Raw genomic sequence first — 17,112 nt, 5'->3', positions numbered from 1 at the left:
ATGAAGTTATCTAAATCATTAAGTATTGTAATATTTGTACTGGGTGTTTCAGCTACATTTGCACAGCAGTTACCTCAATTTACACAATACATGTTTAACACCATTTCTATTAATCCGGCTTATGCTGGTAGTAGAGAAACATTCAGTGCTGTTGGCTTGCATAGAAGCCAATGGGTTGGATTAGAAGGTGGACCAGAAACCCAAACACTATCTATTCATACACCATTAAGGAATGAAAAGATAGGTTTAGGCTTATCATTTATAAATGATAAATTAGGTTATGAAAACTTTTCATACATATACGGAGATTTTTCATATACCATTCAAACTGGTGTAAACTCTAAATTAGCTTTTGGTATTAAAGGTGGTTTTACACACTACAATTTAGATGAAGAATTATTAAACGATCCTTCTGTTGTTAACGACCCTTTCTTTAATGAAGTTTCTAACCGCTGGAGTCCTAATGTGGGAGCTGGTTTATACTGGCATTCTCAACGTTGGTATGTAGGTCTTTCAGCACCTAGAATTTTAAACACGGACTATAATAACGGGCGCCAAGGTCAATTAGACTACGTTGCTTTAGAGCGCATTAGTTACTATATTACTGGTGGTTACGTATTTGATTTAAGCGAAACCACAAAGTTGAAACCTTCAGTTTTACTTAAAGCTACTAACGGAGCACCGTTATCATTTGATATTTCTGCCAATTTCTTATTTAATGAAACTTTTTGGATTGGTGGTGGATACAGAATTAATGAAAATGCAGCTGCCATTGGTGGTATTGCTGACTTTCAGATATCAAAACAATTACGAATTGGTTATGCTTACGAATATCCAATTTCAGACATAAGACCCTATACAAGTGGCACACACGAAGTATTACTCATGTTTGAAGTATTTAAAAGTAAACGTATAAAATCTCCTAGATACTTCTAAAAGAATCGCATTATGAAAACAAGAATATTAGTTCTAACACTTATCTTTAGCTGTTCGTTATCGTATGCGCAAACGAAGTTAGCTGATAAATTCTTTAAGAATTACGGTTATATAAAGGCTATTGAACTTTATGAAAAAGCTGTAGAAAACGGAGACAATAGTGCCCATGTACTCACGCGTTTAGGTGATGCATACTATAATAATTCTAACTCAGAAAAAGCAGCATATTGGTATGGAGAAGCTTTAAAGGAGCATAAGAAAATAGATGCTGAATATTTATATAAATACATTCAGTCGCTTAGAAGTATTGGTAATTACCAAGAAGCCGACAAATGGTTTAAAGAGCTTAGTGCTGCACAGCAAGGTGACAGTAGACTTAAAGGTTATAATCCTGATGAAGTAGATCTTTATGCTAAACTGACTTCTAAAAATGACGTCATAGTTAAAGTTGAAAATCTATCTTTAAATTCTGAAAATTCAGATTTTGGATCTTATATTTTTGAAGACAAACTCTACTTTGCCTCTGCCAGAGGTGGTGATGGCAAAGTTTATAACTGGAATAAAGAACCTTTTTTAGATTTATACGAAGTTAGCCTTTCTGAAGAAGATGGAGTTGTAACTTATGGCTCTACAACAGAACTTCCTGAAAATATCAACTCAGAATATCATGAAGCCTCAGTAGCTATAACCAATGATGGCAAAACCATGTACTTTACTAGAGATAATGTTAATAAGCGTAATCGTTTAAAATATGACAAAAAAGGCACTACACATTTAAAACTTTACAAAGCCACTTTAGAAAATGATCAATGGACTAACGTTACAGAATTACCATTTAATGATGAAGTATTTTCAACTGGTCATCCTGCATTAAGCCCAGATAATAAGACTTTATATTTTGTATCTGATCGCGAAGGTGGACTAGGCCAATCTGATATTTATTCGGTAGCTATAAACGAAGACGGTTCTTATGGTAAACCAGAAAATTTAGGAGAAAAAGTAAATACTGAAGGACGCGAAATGTTTCCTTATGTAGCTAAAGACAGTACGCTTTACTTTTCTTCTGATGGCCATTTAAACTTAGGGCTTCTCGATATCTTTAAATCAAATATTTTAAAAGGAATACGAAACGAACCAGAAAATATGGGCGCACCATACAACAGTGGTTACGATGACTTTGCTTTCTTTATAAATTCTGAAACAGAACAAGGCTACTTCTCCTCTAACCGACCTGGAGGAAAAGGAAGTGACGACATCTATAGCTTTAATGCAAAAGAATGTAAAGAAGTTATTTCTGGAGTTGCCAGAGACAGCAAAACCAATATTATCCTTTCTGGTGTTACTGTTCGTTTAATTGATGAAACTGGAAAAGTTATTGAAGAAATCTTTACTAAAGATGGTGGCGACTACACATTTACAGTAGATTGTAATAAAACATATACCGTTGTTGGTAATAAACCTGATTATAAAGACGATCAGAAAATAATTACCACAACTATAGAAAACGAAAAAATCAATAGTGTAGATTTAAGTTTAGAGCCACTGATTATTGATAATCAAATTGTTATTAACCCTATATTCTTTGATTTTGACAAATGGAATATTAGAACTGACGCTCAATATGAGTTAGAAAATATTGTAGATGTTTTGCGTAAGCATCCTACAATGATTATAAAAATTGAATCTCATACCGATAGTCGTGGTGGTGATAGATATAATATGAAGTTGTCTGATAGACGTGCTAAATCTACAAGAGATTACATAATCTCTAGAGGTATTGATGCCAGCAGAATTGAAAGTGCTATTGGTTATGGAGAAACTCAACTCCTTAACAAGTGCTCTAATGGTGTAAAATGTACGGAAGAAGAGCACCAATTAAACAGACGTTCTTACTTCTATATTGTAAACGAATAATTTTACCCTCAAAATTATAACTAAAAAGCAAGCTCATTTGGGCTTGCTTTTTTATTTATCTTTAAAGAAACATTGTATTATGAAAAATTGGGTTATAATTCTTCTTTTGTTTTTGTTTTCTTTTGGATACGCTCAACAAAATAAAGAATTAACTTTAGATAGCTTAAAACTTGAACTTGCTAAATTTTTGGTTAAAAAAAAACAATTGAAAAATTTAGAATTATATACAGAAAAGAAGCAAGGTCTAAATTTTAGAGGTATACATAATTTTTCAACAGTTGAAAAATTAGAAAATGGCATTTATACCTTTAGTAACTTTTCATCTCACAGACTAGTCTTCTTTTTAATTGTAGAAGATAATACTTTCCATATACTAGATGTTTTTTCAATAGATGATCTTAAAGTCTCTGTAGATAAAACTTTAGAATTTTGTTTAAAGCAAAAATATTGTACCGAAATTATTTCAGACTATATTACAAGATTATTTAGAGCACACTACACAGAGAACATGACTTGGAAACGAAATGATTCAGGTTGTAAATTTGAAAGGAAGCGTACAAAAAGTGTTTTCAATCTCATGAAATTAAAGATAAAACTTGCTAATTATTTTCTTAATCAAAAAGTCATAGAAAATATTAATACTGATTATTTATATGAATCAATATTTGTAGAAGATCTTTACTCTATGTATTATGGAGTTGACGAAGAAAAAGAAATAGATTGTGGAATTTATTCGTTCTTATACCTTCATGATGACGATTATTCAGAGAATGTATATTACGTAATTGTAAATGAAGATTGGATAGAATTTATTGCAATAGATAGTAAACAAGAAATAAGTAAATCAATACAAATGATTATTGACTTTTCTGTGAATCACAAATATTGTTATTTAAAAACAACACAGATTATTGATAAACTTCTTAAAATGAGAGAAACAAATAGTTGCCTTAAAAATGCGGCTTTTAAATTACCTTAAGTTCTAAGTTATATGTAATAAAAAAGCCACAACTATCGTCATGGCTCTTAGGGGCTATTAATCAACTTTTATTGCGGTCTAACGCTTAATGAAGATATTAGTAAAGTACCATTTGCCTTCATTATTCTTTTCGGCAGAGATATCAAAATCTGTAAAATCTCCTTCAATATTTTCTCTATGGCTTGCACTATTTAACCAAGCATTAACTACAGACTCAGCAGAACTAAATCCGTATGCTACGTTTTCTGACACTATATTAGCACTAGCATTGATTTGTAAACTCTGTTTTCTCTGAAAGAAGTTGTCATGAGACACATTATTTACTTCTACCATATAGTCTGTATGCGTAGAAGCAACTGCCTTAACTGTACTATGATCATTTAATGGATTTAAGCCTTGATTAATTCTATATGCATTAATAAGTTCCATAATTTCTATTTCTATTTGCTTAGCCTGTGGGGCAACAGGCACTTCAATAGAATTAATTTGATCCTCAGCAGCACTATCTGTAGAACAAGATGTAAAGCCTAAGAGGGCAACGATAGCCAATAATGGCAATAGCTTTTTAGCTTTCATAAGTAGGTTAAATTTAGGTTTGGGATTACTAATTTAACAGCCTACTTATGCTTAATTGTTAAAGAAATGTTAAAATCGATTAAAAACATGTATTTAGTCGATTTTTTATGTAAAACATCGATGAAATGCAACTTAAGTAAGAAAAATCAGTGACTTAAACGATGATAATTACACTTAAACGATGAATTGTTACGGAGAAAGTCGTTCTATTTTCCAATTAAAATCTTCTTGTAATTGGTAACGGATTCTATCATGCAGTCTGTTTGGCCTTCCTTGCCAAAATTCTATTTCAACTGGTCTTACTATATAGCCTCCCCAATGTTTTGGTCGTTCAATATCTTTTCCTTCATATTTTTGTTCCAGTGCTTTTAATTTTTTTTCAAGTACATTTCTGTTCTCAACAACTTCACTCTGGTTAGATACTATTGCTCCTAATTGACTGCCTCTAGGTCGCGACTCAAAATAACCATCACTCATATTCTCTGCTATTTTTTCCGCTTTACCTTTAATAATAACTTGTCGCTCTGCAGCATGCCAAAAAAAGGATAAACAAATATTTGGATTAGCCTCTATTGCTTTTCCTTTTTCGCTATTGTAGTTGGTGTAAAAAATAAACCCCTCAAAGGTGTACTTTTTTAAGAGCACTACTCTACTCTTAGGGTAACCATCTAGTCCCAAGGTAGATACTGTCATAGCATTGGCCTCGTCTATATTAAAATGGTTATCTACTTCTACAAACCAATCTCTGAATAATTCGATAGGATTGTCTGAAATATTATCTAAAAGTAGCTCACCTTTTTCGTAGGATTTTCTGTAATTACTTAAGTCTTTTTCCATGGTTTTACGAAGTTAAATCAATATTTTGTTTCTATCAAAAAAAGTGTAGTTTTGGATACCCTTAATTAAACATAACCCTAACATGCACTTTGAAAATTCTGATTTTTCAAAAACTTTAAACTATAAAAAAGTTGTATTAAACTTTTGTGTTTATTACTTACTTGACGATTTTTTCATCATGGAAGTCAATGAAGGAGAACATTTTAACTGGGACAAATTAAATACCCTTTTAGATTCTCTAAGAGACTATTACGGAAATCATAAAACACTGGCTTATATTGCTAATCGCGTTAATTCTTACTCTATAGACCCAGTACTCTGGTCTTATTTTGATAAAGATGATAGTCTATTAATAGCAGCTTCTATCGTTAGTTATAGAGACTCTTCGTTTATGAATGCCAATATTGAAAAACAAATGGCTTCTATATCATTAAAAAGAGCTCATAGTTTAGGTGAAGCTATTAATTGGGTGCAGCAATTAAAAGAGTTTAACTAAAACTCAAAAGACTTACCATCTTTTGCTAAAAGTACATTATCAAATTCTTCTTTAGCCTCGGACTTAAACTCATCATAACCATTATAGCGTGTAGAAAAATGACCGAGAATTAAAGTCTCTACATTTGCTTTTTTTGCAATGATTCCAGCTTGTCTTGCTGTACTATGCTTGGTACGCTCACATAGATTTTCATTCTTATCTAGGAATGTAGATTCATGATACAAAACAGTTGTCTTTTCTATTATAGGAATAATAGCTTCATTGTAAACTGTATCGCTACAATATGCATAACTCTTTGCAGGAATTGGATCTTTTGTTACAGTTGTATTATCTATTAATATTCCATCTTCATTAACAACATCAGCTCCTTGCTTTAATTTTCGATAATAAGCTTTATCAATATTAGCCTCTATAACGGCATTGATATTTAACTTACGCTCGTTTTCTTTCTCTTTGAACAAAAATCCGTTAGTATAAATACGATGTTTTAAAGGAATAGTATAAACTTCTACTTTATCATCTTCAAAAATTAACTCGGATTCTTTTGAAGTCAATTCATGAAAAATCAAAGGAAAATTTGTCCATGAATCTGAAAGCTTTAATTGCAAAGTTATCACCTCCTTAATGCCTTTTGGGCCATAAATATGAAGCTCAGTTTCGCGAGTTAATAATCGAAACGTACTTACCAGACCTATTAAACCAAAATAATGATCGCCATGAAGATGCGAAATAAAAATGTGTTTAATTCTTGAAAATTTTACTTTATTTCTGCGCAACTCTACCTGAGTACCTTCGCCACAATCTATAAGAAACATGTGGTTTTTAATCTCTAAAACCTGAGATGTAGGATTGGTATTGGTACGTGGTGTAGCACTATGGCAGCCGAGAATGGTGAGTTTCAAATTTATTAAAATTAAGTAATTCTAAAATAGCCTTTTATAAGTTCTAATTCCTTTAAAGCTGGATTTTTATTTGGCAGTTTGTTTAATATAAACTTTTCATTATTTTTCATTTTCGCAGTAATCTCAAAATATAACTCATCATTTTGATTAAGAAAGATTTCTTCAATTTCTGATACACGAAATTTTTTAATTGTTTTTAGGGTTCCAAAAAAATTAGAATATATTTCCTTTATTACAAACCCATTATATATAGAAGTTCGGTTTGATAATTTAATTAATCCAAGAATAAATACAATAAAGATATAAGATATAATTTTGTTTAATAACTCACTTTCAAACAACTCTACTGTAGAAAATATAGGTGCTAATGAAAAAAGCAATAATAAAACTTGATAAATAATATCTAATATTTGATAGTCATAAATAGTTATTCTATCATTCATATTAAAACCCTAAATCGCGTTCAATATCTTCCATTTCTATGATATCGTAGGCTTCCTGAATGGTTGGCACTACAGCAATTTCATCTGGCATTTGGTCTAAATCGGCTTTGTCTGTTACTATAACAAAAGAATTTTTATCACCTCTGTGATTATTACTAAGTCGTAAAAACTCGATAATATCTTCTAAACTGATTTTATCTAGGCTAGATAAATTAACTATTATATGGTAATTTTTATACTTATCGTAAGCCTGCTCTATATTATTTACTAAGGTTTTTACCGAAGCTTTTTCTTGGGTAATGATAGTAATATTACCGTCTCTATCTACAATCATAACTTACTGTTTTATTTTTGAAGCTAACAAATAAATCACAGCCATTCTAACCGCAACACCATTTTCTACCTGATCTAAAATGATAGCTTGTTTAGAGTCTGCCACATCGCTTGTAATCTCAACACCTCTGTTTATTGGTCCTGGATGCATTATTACAATATCCTTTTTAAGACTATCCAACAATTCTTTGTTTACACCAAATTGCTGTGTGTACTCACGTGTTGTTGGGAAATAGCTAATATCCATACGCTCATTCTGTACTCTAAGCATATTAGCAACATCACACCACTCTAGAGCCTTTCTTAAGTTGGTTTCAACCTTAACTCCTAAGTCTTTTATGTATTTTGGCAACAAAGTCTTAGGACCACATACCATAACATTAGCTCCTTGTAATTGTAAAGCGTAAATATTAGAAAGTGCTACTCTACTATGCAAAATATCACCAACAATAACGACATTTTTCCCTTTTACAGAACCTAATTTTTCTCTTATTGAATATGAATCTAGCAGTGCTTGTGTAGGATGCTCGTGCGCTCCATCACCTGCATTAACTATGCTAGCATTAACATGCTTAGATAAAAACACACCAGCACCAGGATTTGGATGGCGCATTACCACCATGTCTACCTTCATAGATAGAATGTTATTAACCGTATCTATTAAAGTCTCTCCTTTTTTTACTGAAGATTGTGAAGCCGAAAAATTTATAACATCAGCTGAAAGCCTTTTTTCCGCTAATTCAAAAGACAACTTGGTACGCGTAGAGTTTTCAAAAAATAAATTGGCAATAGTTATATCTCTAAGTGAAGGAACCTTTTTAATTGGTCTATTGATGACCTCTTTAAACTGATCTGCAGTTTCAAAAATAAGATCTATATCTTCTTTTGTAAGATATTTTATTCCTAATAAGTGTTTAACACTTAGTTCACTCATCGCTAGTTAATTTTCTATTTATCAATTAAATACACCGTATCTTCTCCTCCATTCTCAATCCAGTTCACTTTTACTTTCTGATTGTCTATAGCGTCAACTTGCCTCCCTTTATAATTAGGTTGAATTGGCAAATGTCTACTGAATCTTCTGTCTATTAAAGTGAGTAATTCTATATTATTTGGCCTACCAAAAGATTGAATTGCTGTAAGCGCTGATCTTATACTACGACCTGTGTATAATACATCGTCAATAAAAACAACGTTTTTTCCTTCAACTATAAAATCAATCTCTGTTGTATTTGCTTCAAGAGGTTTATCACCTCTTCTAAAGTCATCTCTAAAAAATGTAATATCTAAATGACCTATCTGAATATTTTTAATCTTATAATCTTCTTTCAGCATTTGTGCTAAACGGTCAGCCAAAAATTTACCTCTTGGTTGAATGCCTATTAAAACAGTTTCTGAAAAATCGTCGTGGTTTTCAATAAGTTGGCAAGCCAATCTGTGTAGTATAATATTGACTTCCTTAGAATTGAGTAATACTTTTTGACTCATGTAGTATCCAAACGTTATTGATTAGCAAAGTTAAGCTAAATTATGAGAGTTTCAAACTAATATAACGTCATAAAAAAAGCCTCTCAATTTTTGAGAGGCTTTAAAAATTATATTAGGATTGAATTACTTCTTTCCGTCCATTTTATCTTTAAGTGCTTGTAAAGCATCGTTTGCATCACCTAAAGTTGGTTTAGCTTCTGCCGCTTGAGCTTCTGCTTTCTTAACAGCTTGCTTAACGATCTTAGCTTCTTCTTCTCTAAACACTGCTGTGTGAGAAGCTACAACTCTTTTGAATTCTTTATTGAACTCAATGATTTTGAATTCTGCTTCTTCACCTTTCTTAAGTTTAGAACCATCTTCTTTCTCTATGTGACGAGAAGGAACAAATGCAACGATATCTTCGTTAAACTCTATTGTAGCTCCTTTGTCTACTATTTCAGTAATAGCAGCAGTATGAGACGTACCTACAGCAAACTCAGTTTCGTATTTATCCCAAGGATTCTCTTCAGTTTGTTTGTGACCTAAAGACAATTTACGTCCTTCAACATCTAATTCTAATACTACAACGTCTAATTTATCTCCAACGTTACAGAATTCTGATGGGTGCTTAATTTTCTTAGTCCAAGATAAATCAGAGATGTAAATTAATCCATCAATACCTTCTTCTAATTCAACAAATACACCGAAGTTAGTAAAGTTACGTACAATACCTGTGTGTCTAGAACCTACAGGATACTTAGACGTAATATCAGTCCATGGATCTGGTGTTAATTGCTTAATACCAAGAGACATTTTACGGTCTTCTCTATCTAAAGTTAATACTTGAGCTTCGATTTCATCACCTACAGAAACAAAATCTTGAGCAGAACGTAAGTGTGTAGACCAAGACATTTCACTAACGTGTACTAAACCTTCTACACCATCAGCAACCTCAACAAAAGCACCGTAATCAGCGATAACCACTACTTTACCTTTTACTTTGTCGCCAACTTTAAGATCTTCACCTAAAGCTTCCCAAGGATGCTTAGATAATTGCTTAAGACCTAATTGAATTCTAGATTTGTTTTCATCAAAATCAAGAATTACAACATTTAATTTCTGATCTAACTCAACAATCTCATTTGGATGGTTGATACGAGACCATGATAAGTCTGTAATATGAATTAAACCATCTACACCACCTAAATCGATAAACACACCGTAAGAAGTAATGTTTTTAACAACACCTTCTAATACTTGTCCTTTTTCTAACTGGCCAATGATTTCTTTCTTTTGTTCCTCGATATCAGCCTCGATAAGTGCTTTGTGAGAAACTACTATGTTCTTAAATTCGTGGTTGATCTTAACAACTTTGAATTCCATAGTTTTATTAACGTACTGATCGTAATCTCTAATTGGTTTAACGTCAATTTGAGAACCTGGTAAGAATGCTTCGATTCCGAAAACGTCAACGATCATACCACCTTTAGTTCTACACTTAACGAAACCATTAACGATTTCACCAGTTTCGTGAGCTTTATTAACTCTATCCCATGCTTTGATAACACGAGCTTTTCTGTGAGATAATACTAACTGACCTGTAGCATCTTCGCGTACATCAATTAATACTTCTACTTTATCACCAACTTTTAAATCTGGATTGTAACGGAACTCGTTAAGAGAAATTACACCTTCAGATTTAGCGTTAATGTCAATAATAGCATCTCTATCAGTGATGTGGATTACTTCACCTTCTACAACCTCGTCATCTAAAGTGTCAACGAAATTTTCAGATACTAATTTTTCAAATTCTGCAAGTTTAGTGTCCTCTACCTGCTCAATTCCTTCTTCGTAATTGTGCCAATCGAACTCTTTTAAGAATTTTTCTGGATTTGCTTGAGCTTCAGAAACTACTGGAGCTTCAACTGTTTTTGCTTCAGTTGCTTCAACCTCAGCTTGATTTGTTTTGTTTTCAGCCATTGCTGATTAAAAATTTGTATTCTGTATTTTTTGAAAAGCTAAGCGGAAAAACCTACAGAAGTTAATTAAAATTTGTTTTGATTTACCTTTTCTACTTTTCCAAGTCCGCTAAAAAGGAGCGCAAAATTAATCATTTTCAAACAATTAACAAACAAAATAATCATTTAATACAGCATCACTTCAATTAACCCAAGTATAACCTTTAATTAATATTTCTAAATGACAATTACATTAACTTTATTAGAAAAATTTTCACCATGGTAAAACTAAATTTCTATGTTGTTTTAATTTTTGTCCTATCAGTAATAAGTTGTGGTACTGAAGACAATAATACCTCCAATCCTTTAATTGATACTGGACTTGTTGGTAATTGGGAGATTAGTGTACAAGGAATTAATAATTTATCTTCTTTAGAAGCTCTTTGTTGTGAAACGTTGAGTTTTTTGGATGATGATAATGAACGAGATTTAAGTGGTCTCTATATTTTTGATGAACAAGGCATAATCACCAATGGAACTTTTTTAGTTGACCTAGAAAGCAATATTATTGAATATACTACGGAAAGCAGCAATACAAAAACATTAGAATTTAATATTAACAATGATGTATTAGAGGTCTGGTTTTATGATGGTACAAATCGTCATTGGACAACCTATAACAAATAATAAAAACTCAAAATATGTGACTTAAACAGGTTTTAAGTGTCTCAATAATAAATACCAATTTGGTACTTGAAAATCAAGATTTTTGGCATATAAATTGGTATATTTACAATACTATTAATACTTAAAAATTAAAACAATCATGGTTAAAGCAAAATACCAAGACGTTCTGGATTTAGGGGAACAATTAAACATTCAAGATGGTAAAGTTGAAGTTGAAAACGGTCAGCTTAAAGTTTGGGGAACAGCAGCTACTCAATATGAGAAAAACTTACTTTGGGATAAGATAAAAGAAATCGGTGGCGATGAACCTTCTGATATTATGGCAGATATTAAAGTTGCTGATGAATCAGTTTATGCTAGACATACTGTGAAATCTGGTGAAACTTTGGGCAAAATTGCTAAACACTACTATGGTGATGCAATGAAATACAAACAAATTTTTGAAGCGAATACTAATATTCTTAAAAATCCGGATTTAATTCATCCAGATCAAGAATTAGTGATTCCTAATTTATAATTAGAATTTGATTATAAAAATTAAAGCGACCGATTGGTCGCTTTTTTTATACTTTAGACTTTGCTAGTTTTAGCAACGTTTCTATTTGTTCTTCAATTGTTAAATCCGAGTTATCGATTTCGATAGCATCTTCTGCTTTAACTAAAGGAGAATCTTCTCTTGTAGAATCAATTCGATCTCTTGTGGTTACATTTTCTAAAACCTCGTCATAACTAAGATTGTGACCACGTTCTAATAATTCTTTATAACGTCTTTGAGCTCTGGTTTCAGCAGAAGCTGTCATAAATATTTTTAATTCAGCATCAGGAAAAACAACAGTACCAATGTCTCTACCATCCATTACAATGCCTTTATCCTTACCCATTAACTGTTGTTGTTCTACCAGTTTTTGACGCACTTCAGAAATTGTTGCTACGGGACTTACATACTTTGAGACTTCTAAAGTTCTAATCTCCTTTTCAATATTTTCACCATTTAAGTATACTTCGGCAAACCCTAACGCTTCATTAAACTTAAAAGTTATATGTATTTCATTGAGTCGTTCAATAAGTTTTTCAGAATGAAAGAAGTCTTCTCCTATCAATTCGTTTTTCATAGCAAAATATGTCACTGCCCTGTACATAGCACCTGTATCAACATAAATATAGTTGAGTTGTTTTGCTAATTGCTTTGCGATAGTACTCTTACCTGTTGAAGAAAATCCATCTATGGCTATGACTATTTTACTCATATATTTTTTATTATCGTCTTCGTCTTCCGTCTAAATCTATTTGAAGTCCAAAAAAACTAGTGTTAGATGCACTTGTATATCTGGCGTGTGTATAACTAAATCGCATGGAATTTAATCGAATACCCACACCAACTGACAAACCTGAAAAATTTCTTTGATCTACAATTCTTAATTCTTCTGCACGTCGAAAATTATAACCAAATCGTAGATTAAAGCCACGTTCTGGCCATAACTCGGCTCCCAAAATTAAATGACGTAATGCATTATTGAAAAATCCGACTTTTTCTTGGGTCTGGTTTCCATCTAAATCTGTTGTTGCTCTGGCAGGATTAGATACACCTATTGGCCATTCTTGCAAGTTTTCCATCGTTAGGTGCCATCTAATTGGAACGTTTTCTAAGGTTTGCGACATTCCAAAGTTTACCTCAAATGGTAAAGGTTCATTTTGGCCTGCATACGTTGTAAACTGAGTCCCGAGATTTCTTACCGTTAATGCTGCATGAAAATCTATCTTTTCATTGATGTACATGATACCCAAATCTACTGCGCCACCAACCGAATTATACTGTTCTAGTAAAGATGTAATAATCTTCACATTTGCTCCTACATAAAAATCCGTGAATGGAATATTGTAATTATAACCTGCTGAAATTGCTGCTTCGTTCCCACTGAAGGTTCCTGTGGAATTTCCATTAACATCATATCCATCAAACGTTCCGTAGTTAATATAAGTTACACCAAAATGAAACGTTTGTACATGTCTGTCCCAAGTATACGCATATGCAGCTGAACCATAAGTAATACCACCTAAATAACTAGATACATTTACTGCCAATTGGTTATGCATTTGCCAGTTTAATGATGCTGGATTATACAAGGCTTCAGTAACATCATGATCAAAGTTGGTAATAATTTTACCTCCTAATGCAGCTTGTCTTGGTGATGATACAAGGTTGAGAAATTGATAAGTAGATTCGCCACCCAATTGAGCAAACAACGGTAACGCTAAAAGCATAAAACAGAATTGGGTAACCCTCTTTATCATAGATTTTGCAAAATAAACAAATCTATCTTAAAACGATGATATGATTTTTTTATTTTTTGAGGTGATTTATTTCTACTTTAACTTCAAGGTCTGCCCTACTAAAATCAAATTATCAGTAAGTCCGTTTAGAGATTTTAATTCATCAACTGTAAGTCCGTTTCTTTTCGAAATGTTATATAAGGTATCTCCTTTAGACACAGTCCAAAAGGATTTGTTTGTTGATGAGTTTTTGTAGTCGGAATGAGAGACATTTAACTCTTGACCTACCTTTATTAAGTTTGAAGTTAAACCATTTTTAGTTTTCAATTCATCTACGGTAAAACCATATCGTTTACTTAAACTATAAAGTGTATCTCCATTTTCTACGATGTGAATACCAGAATTATTTTCGGAAGAAACAGTAACAGTAGAATCTTCTACTTCTTCAATTTTCAATGTACTTTCTGGTTGGGCTTCAAAATTGCTAACTCTAAGTTTTTGCCCTGCATCAACTAGAGTTGTTTCTAAATTATTAGCTTCCTTTAAAGCTGTTAATGTTGTGTTGTATTTATTAGCTATCTCTAAAAGCGTTTCGTTTTCTTTTACAGTATGATATTCCGCTTCTATTTGTATTACTGATGATTCTTTGAGTTCATTATTATATTGCTTTGTAAGAGAATCAGTCGTAACAATTACTGTTTCAGTATCGGAGTTCACTAAAGTAATTTCTCCAGTAATCACATTAAGTTTCGCTGGTTTACCATCTAAGATTACATCTTTATATTGCCCTTCTTCTTGACTAAAACAATTTAGCCATGATAAAAGGGCAATACTAATTGTAAAAACTAACTTAAAGCTTTTTAGCATTCTTTACTTTTTGATTTGTAATCGCAATATCCAAAACCTCACTCATATCTTTCACATAATGGAAGGTTAAGCCTTTTAGATATTCTGGCTTTATTTCGTCAATATCGCGCTTATTATCTTCACACAAAAGAATCTCTTTAATTTTTGCGCGCTTAGCAGCTAAGATTTTTTCTTTAATTCCACCAACAGGCAACACTTTTCCTCTCAAAGTAATTTCACCCGTCATAGCCAAACTTTTCTTCACTTTACGTTGCGTAAACAACGACACTAAAGACGTTAACATCGTAACACCAGCACTTGGTCCGTCTTTTGGTGTAGCGCCTTCCGGAACATGAATATGTACATTGTACTTATCAAAAACTTCAGGATTTATACCAAACTCATCTGCATTAGCTTTGATATATTCCATAGCTATCGTAGCAGACTCGCGCATTACTTTACCAAGGTTTCCTGTTATGGTAAGACTACCTTTTCCTTTTGAAAGTATAGACTCAATAAACAAAATATCACCTCCTACTCTAGTCCAAGCCAAGCCTGTAACCACACCCGCTACGTTATTATTTTCATATTTATCGCGTTCTAATCTTGGTGATCCTAAGACTTCAATAATATCTTCGTTAGAGACTTTGACATTGTAGTCCTCTTCCATTGCGATATTTTTGGCGGCATAACGCACCATTTTTGCAATTTGCTTCTCTAATCCTCTAACACCAGACTCACGCGTATAGCCTTCAACGATTTTTTCTAATTGCGGCTTTCCTATTTTTAGTGATTTGCTATCTAAACCATGTTCTTTGAGCTGCTTTGGTAATAAGTGACGTTTTGCAATTTCTACTTTTTCTTCAATAGTATAACCCGTAACATTAATGATTTCCATACGATCTCTTAATGCTGGTTGAATGGTATTAAGGCTATTAGACGTTGCTATAAACATAACCTTAGAAAGGTCGTAACCCATTTCTAGGAAGTTATCATAAAACTCACTGTTTTGCTCAGGATCTAGAACTTCTAACATCGCAGACGAAGGATCGCCTTGATGACCAGAAGACAATTTATCAATCTCATCTAAAACAAACACAGGATTAGATGTGCCAGCTTTCTTTAAACTCTGAATAATTCGCCCTGGCATTGCGCCAATATAGGTTTTTCTATGACCTCTAATCTCAGCTTCGTCACGTAAACCACCAAGTGAAATTCTTACATATTCTCTACCTAAAGCCTCTGCAATAGATTTTCCTAAGGATGTTTTACCAACACCTGGAGGTCCATACAAACAAAGTATTGGCGACTTCATATCATTACGAAGCTTTAAAACTGCTAAATATTCTATGATTCGTTTTTTAACATCGTCTAATCCAAAATGATCGCGATCTAGGATTTTCATAGCACGTTTTAAATCGAACTTATCCTCACTGTATTCATTCCATGGTAAGTCTAAAAATAAATCGAGATAATTACGCTGAATAGAATATTCTGCAACCTGAGGATTCATACGTTGCATTTTGGCTAATTCTTTGTCAAAATGCTCTTTTACTTTATCGTCCCAGTTCTTTTCCTTAGCACGTGCTTTCATATCTTCTATCTCCTGACCAGAAGATACACCACCACCCAATTCTTCCTGAATGGTTTTCATCTGTTGATGCAAGAAATACTCACGCTGTTGCTGGTTCATGTCACTCTGAACCTTACTTTGAATATCGTTCTTTAACTCAAGTTTTTGATATTCTAAGTTCATGTATTTTAAAGTCTGAAGCGCACGTTCTTTTAAATCATTGATCTTTAAAAGCTCCTGTTTTTCTTCGACCTTAAGATTCATATTTGAAGACACAAAATTCACCAAGAACGAGTTACTTTCTATGTTTTTTATAGCAAAAGTAGCCTCAGTAGGAATGTTTGGACTTTCTTTAATAATCTCTAATGATAAATCTTTTATAGAGTCTATAATTGCTGAAAATTCTTCATTTCCTGCTTCTGGTTTAGTCTCAGATAAATCAGAAATTGTTGCGGTTAAGTATGGTTTTTCTGAAATAACTTCATTAACCATAAAACGCTTTTTACCTTGAATAATAACCGTTGTATTACCATCTGGCATTTTTAGCACTTTAAGAATACGTGCAACTGTACCTGTTTTATAAATATCTTGAGCAGAAGGGTTCTCAACCAATTCGTCCTTTTGCGCTACAACACCTATAACTTTTCCTCCTTTATTGGCATCATCTATAAGTTTGATAGAGGTGTCTCTTCCTGCTGTAATAGGAATTACAACACCAGGAAACAACACAGTATTTCGTAATGGTAGAATTGGCAAGGACTCTGGTAAAGATTCATTATTAATTAATTCCTCATCTTCTGGAGTCATTAATGGAATTAATTCTGAATTTTCGTCAAAATCCTGTAATGACAAACTGTCAAGACTTAAAAAATTTGATTTCTTCATATTATTTTT

The 17,112-nt window shown here is 32.6% G+C and carries 18 protein-coding genes; 6 read left to right on the top strand and 12 right to left on the bottom strand.

Features of this window, described 5'->3' with window-relative positions; genetic code table 11:
* From MST30_RS13175 to MST30_RS13165, 3 genes are all read left to right on the top strand, one after another.
* Positions 1-936, top strand: a complete 936-nt coding sequence (locus MST30_RS13175) for a PorP/SprF family type IX secretion system membrane protein (RefSeq protein ID WP_243471869.1) — start codon at positions 1-3, stop codon at positions 934-936.
* Positions 937-948: 12 nt separating this feature from the next.
* Positions 949-2,850: an OmpA family protein gene (locus MST30_RS13170; protein WP_243471868.1), complete on the top strand. Its 1,902-nt coding sequence runs from the start codon at positions 949-951 to the stop codon at positions 2,848-2,850.
* A gap of 205 nt (positions 2,851-3,055) precedes the next feature.
* The gene (locus MST30_RS13165) at positions 3,056-3,829 is read left to right on the top strand and encodes a hypothetical protein (RefSeq protein ID WP_243471867.1); all 774 of its coding nucleotides are present in this window, start codon (positions 3,056-3,058) and stop codon (positions 3,827-3,829) included.
* A gap of 78 nt (positions 3,830-3,907) precedes the next feature.
* Here MST30_RS13165 and MST30_RS13160 read toward each other — a convergent pair whose 3' ends face one another.
* Positions 3,908-4,405 carry a CAP domain-containing protein gene (locus tag MST30_RS13160; RefSeq protein WP_243471866.1) on the bottom strand — a complete coding sequence of 166 codons (498 nt, stop codon included), beginning with the start codon at positions 4,403-4,405 and terminating at the stop codon, positions 3,908-3,910.
* A gap of 189 nt (positions 4,406-4,594) precedes the next feature.
* Positions 4,595-5,242 carry a pyridoxamine 5'-phosphate oxidase gene (gene pdxH, locus MST30_RS13155; protein ID WP_243471865.1) on the bottom strand — a complete coding sequence of 216 codons (648 nt, stop codon included), beginning with the start codon at positions 5,240-5,242 and terminating at the stop codon, positions 4,595-4,597.
* Between the two features lie 82 nt (positions 5,243-5,324).
* Here pdxH and MST30_RS13150 point away from each other — a divergent pair, with 82 nt between their 5' ends.
* Complete coding sequence (locus MST30_RS13150) at positions 5,325-5,738, top strand: hypothetical protein (protein ID WP_243471864.1); 414 nt, start codon at positions 5,325-5,327, stop codon at positions 5,736-5,738.
* Here the strand turns inward: MST30_RS13150 and MST30_RS13145 are convergent.
* From MST30_RS13145 to rpsA, 6 genes are all read right to left on the bottom strand, one after another.
* Positions 5,735-6,640, bottom strand: a complete 906-nt coding sequence (locus tag MST30_RS13145; RefSeq protein WP_243471863.1) for a ribonuclease Z — start codon at positions 6,638-6,640, stop codon at positions 5,735-5,737. The genes MST30_RS13150 and MST30_RS13145 overlap by 4 nt on opposite strands.
* An 11-nt stretch (positions 6,641-6,651) precedes the next feature.
* Complete coding sequence (locus MST30_RS13140) at positions 6,652-7,083, bottom strand: hypothetical protein (protein WP_243471862.1); 432 nt, start codon at positions 7,081-7,083, stop codon at positions 6,652-6,654.
* 1 nt (position 7,084) lies between these two features.
* Entirely contained in the window at positions 7,085-7,417 is a 333-nt protein-coding gene (locus MST30_RS13135; protein ID WP_243471861.1) for a ribonuclease Z, read from the bottom strand.
* 3 nt (positions 7,418-7,420) lie between these two features.
* Positions 7,421-8,350 carry an aspartate carbamoyltransferase catalytic subunit gene (locus MST30_RS13130; protein WP_243471860.1) on the bottom strand — a complete coding sequence of 310 codons (930 nt, stop codon included), beginning with the start codon at positions 8,348-8,350 and terminating at the stop codon, positions 7,421-7,423.
* 14 nt (positions 8,351-8,364) lie between these two features.
* Entirely contained in the window at positions 8,365-8,904 is a 540-nt protein-coding gene (gene pyrR, locus MST30_RS13125; protein WP_243471859.1) for a bifunctional pyr operon transcriptional regulator/uracil phosphoribosyltransferase PyrR, read from the bottom strand.
* A gap of 123 nt (positions 8,905-9,027) precedes the next feature.
* Positions 9,028-10,863: a 30S ribosomal protein S1 gene (rpsA, locus tag MST30_RS13120; protein WP_243471858.1), complete on the bottom strand. Its 1,836-nt coding sequence runs from the start codon at positions 10,861-10,863 to the stop codon at positions 9,028-9,030.
* A gap of 257 nt (positions 10,864-11,120) precedes the next feature.
* On the opposite strand from rpsA, the gene MST30_RS13115 reads away from it, so the two are divergent.
* Both MST30_RS13115 and MST30_RS13110 read left to right on the top strand, forming a co-directional pair.
* Positions 11,121-11,528, top strand: coding sequence for a hypothetical protein (locus tag MST30_RS13115; RefSeq protein ID WP_243471857.1), 408 nt, complete (start codon positions 11,121-11,123; stop codon positions 11,526-11,528).
* Positions 11,529-11,667: 139 nt separating this feature from the next.
* Positions 11,668-12,045, top strand: a complete 378-nt coding sequence (locus MST30_RS13110) for a LysM peptidoglycan-binding domain-containing protein (protein ID WP_243471856.1) — start codon at positions 11,668-11,670, stop codon at positions 12,043-12,045.
* 46 nt (positions 12,046-12,091) lie between these two features.
* Here the strand turns inward: MST30_RS13110 and cmk are convergent, their stop codons facing one another.
* The 4 genes from cmk to lon all read right to left on the bottom strand — a co-directional run bounded on the left by cmk (position 12,092) and on the right by lon (position 17,103).
* Entirely contained in the window at positions 12,092-12,775 is a 684-nt protein-coding gene (gene cmk, locus MST30_RS13105) for a (d)CMP kinase (protein WP_243471855.1), read from the bottom strand.
* 10 nt (positions 12,776-12,785) lie between these two features.
* Positions 12,786-13,820: a type IX secretion system protein PorQ gene (gene porQ, locus MST30_RS13100; RefSeq protein WP_243471854.1), complete on the bottom strand. Its 1,035-nt coding sequence runs from the start codon at positions 13,818-13,820 to the stop codon at positions 12,786-12,788.
* Between the two features lie 72 nt (positions 13,821-13,892).
* Complete coding sequence (locus tag MST30_RS13095) at positions 13,893-14,666, bottom strand: LysM peptidoglycan-binding domain-containing protein (protein WP_243471853.1); 774 nt, start codon at positions 14,664-14,666, stop codon at positions 13,893-13,895.
* Positions 14,650-17,103, bottom strand: a complete 2,454-nt coding sequence (gene lon / locus MST30_RS13090; protein ID WP_243471852.1) for an endopeptidase La — start codon at positions 17,101-17,103, stop codon at positions 14,650-14,652. The genes MST30_RS13095 and lon overlap by 17 nt, the downstream gene beginning before the upstream one ends.
* Positions 17,104-17,112: the final 9 nt, after the last annotated feature.

Origin of the sequence: Winogradskyella sp. MH6 (assembly GCF_022810765.1) — a bacterium.
GTDB lineage: Bacteria > Bacteroidota > Bacteroidia > Flavobacteriales > Flavobacteriaceae > Winogradskyella.
The sequence above is the reverse complement of the archived record's forward strand: the minus strand, read 5'-3'. Positions and strand labels throughout refer to the sequence as shown.

What these genes read in the sequence shown, in the direction of transcription:
- MST30_RS13175 (WP_243471869.1), top strand. Translation starts at nt 1, where the DNA reads ATGAAGTTATCTAAATCATTAAGTATTGTAATATTTGTACTGGGTGTT.
- MST30_RS13170 (WP_243471868.1), top strand. Translation starts at nt 949, where the DNA reads ATGAAAACAAGAATATTAGTTCTAACACTTATCTTTAGCTGTTCGTTA.
- MST30_RS13160 (WP_243471866.1), bottom strand. Translation starts at nt 4,405, where the DNA reads ATGAAAGCTAAAAAGCTATTGCCATTATTGGCTATCGTTGCCCTCTTA.
- pdxH (WP_243471865.1), bottom strand. Translation starts at nt 5,242, where the DNA reads ATGGAAAAAGACTTAAGTAATTACAGAAAATCCTACGAAAAAGGTGAG.
- MST30_RS13150 (WP_243471864.1), top strand. Translation starts at nt 5,325, where the DNA reads ATGCACTTTGAAAATTCTGATTTTTCAAAAACTTTAAACTATAAAAAA.
- MST30_RS13140 (WP_243471862.1), bottom strand. Translation starts at nt 7,083, where the DNA reads ATGAATGATAGAATAACTATTTATGACTATCAAATATTAGATATTATT.
- MST30_RS13135 (WP_243471861.1), bottom strand. Translation starts at nt 7,417, where the DNA reads ATGATTGTAGATAGAGACGGTAATATTACTATCATTACCCAAGAAAAA.
- MST30_RS13130 (WP_243471860.1), bottom strand. Translation starts at nt 8,350, where the DNA reads ATGAGTGAACTAAGTGTTAAACACTTATTAGGAATAAAATATCTTACA.
- pyrR (WP_243471859.1), bottom strand. Translation starts at nt 8,904, where the DNA reads ATGAGTCAAAAAGTATTACTCAATTCTAAGGAAGTCAATATTATACTA.
- rpsA (WP_243471858.1), bottom strand. Translation starts at nt 10,863, where the DNA reads ATGGCTGAAAACAAAACAAATCAAGCTGAGGTTGAAGCAACTGAAGCA.
- MST30_RS13115 (WP_243471857.1), top strand. Translation starts at nt 11,121, where the DNA reads ATGGTAAAACTAAATTTCTATGTTGTTTTAATTTTTGTCCTATCAGTA.
- MST30_RS13110 (WP_243471856.1), top strand. Translation starts at nt 11,668, where the DNA reads ATGGTTAAAGCAAAATACCAAGACGTTCTGGATTTAGGGGAACAATTA.
- cmk (WP_243471855.1), bottom strand. Translation starts at nt 12,775, where the DNA reads ATGAGTAAAATAGTCATAGCCATAGATGGATTTTCTTCAACAGGTAAG.
- porQ (WP_243471854.1), bottom strand. Translation starts at nt 13,820, where the DNA reads ATGATAAAGAGGGTTACCCAATTCTGTTTTATGCTTTTAGCGTTACCG.
- MST30_RS13095 (WP_243471853.1), bottom strand. Translation starts at nt 14,666, where the DNA reads ATGCTAAAAAGCTTTAAGTTAGTTTTTACAATTAGTATTGCCCTTTTA.
- lon (WP_243471852.1), bottom strand. Translation starts at nt 17,103, where the DNA reads ATGAAGAAATCAAATTTTTTAAGTCTTGACAGTTTGTCATTACAGGAT.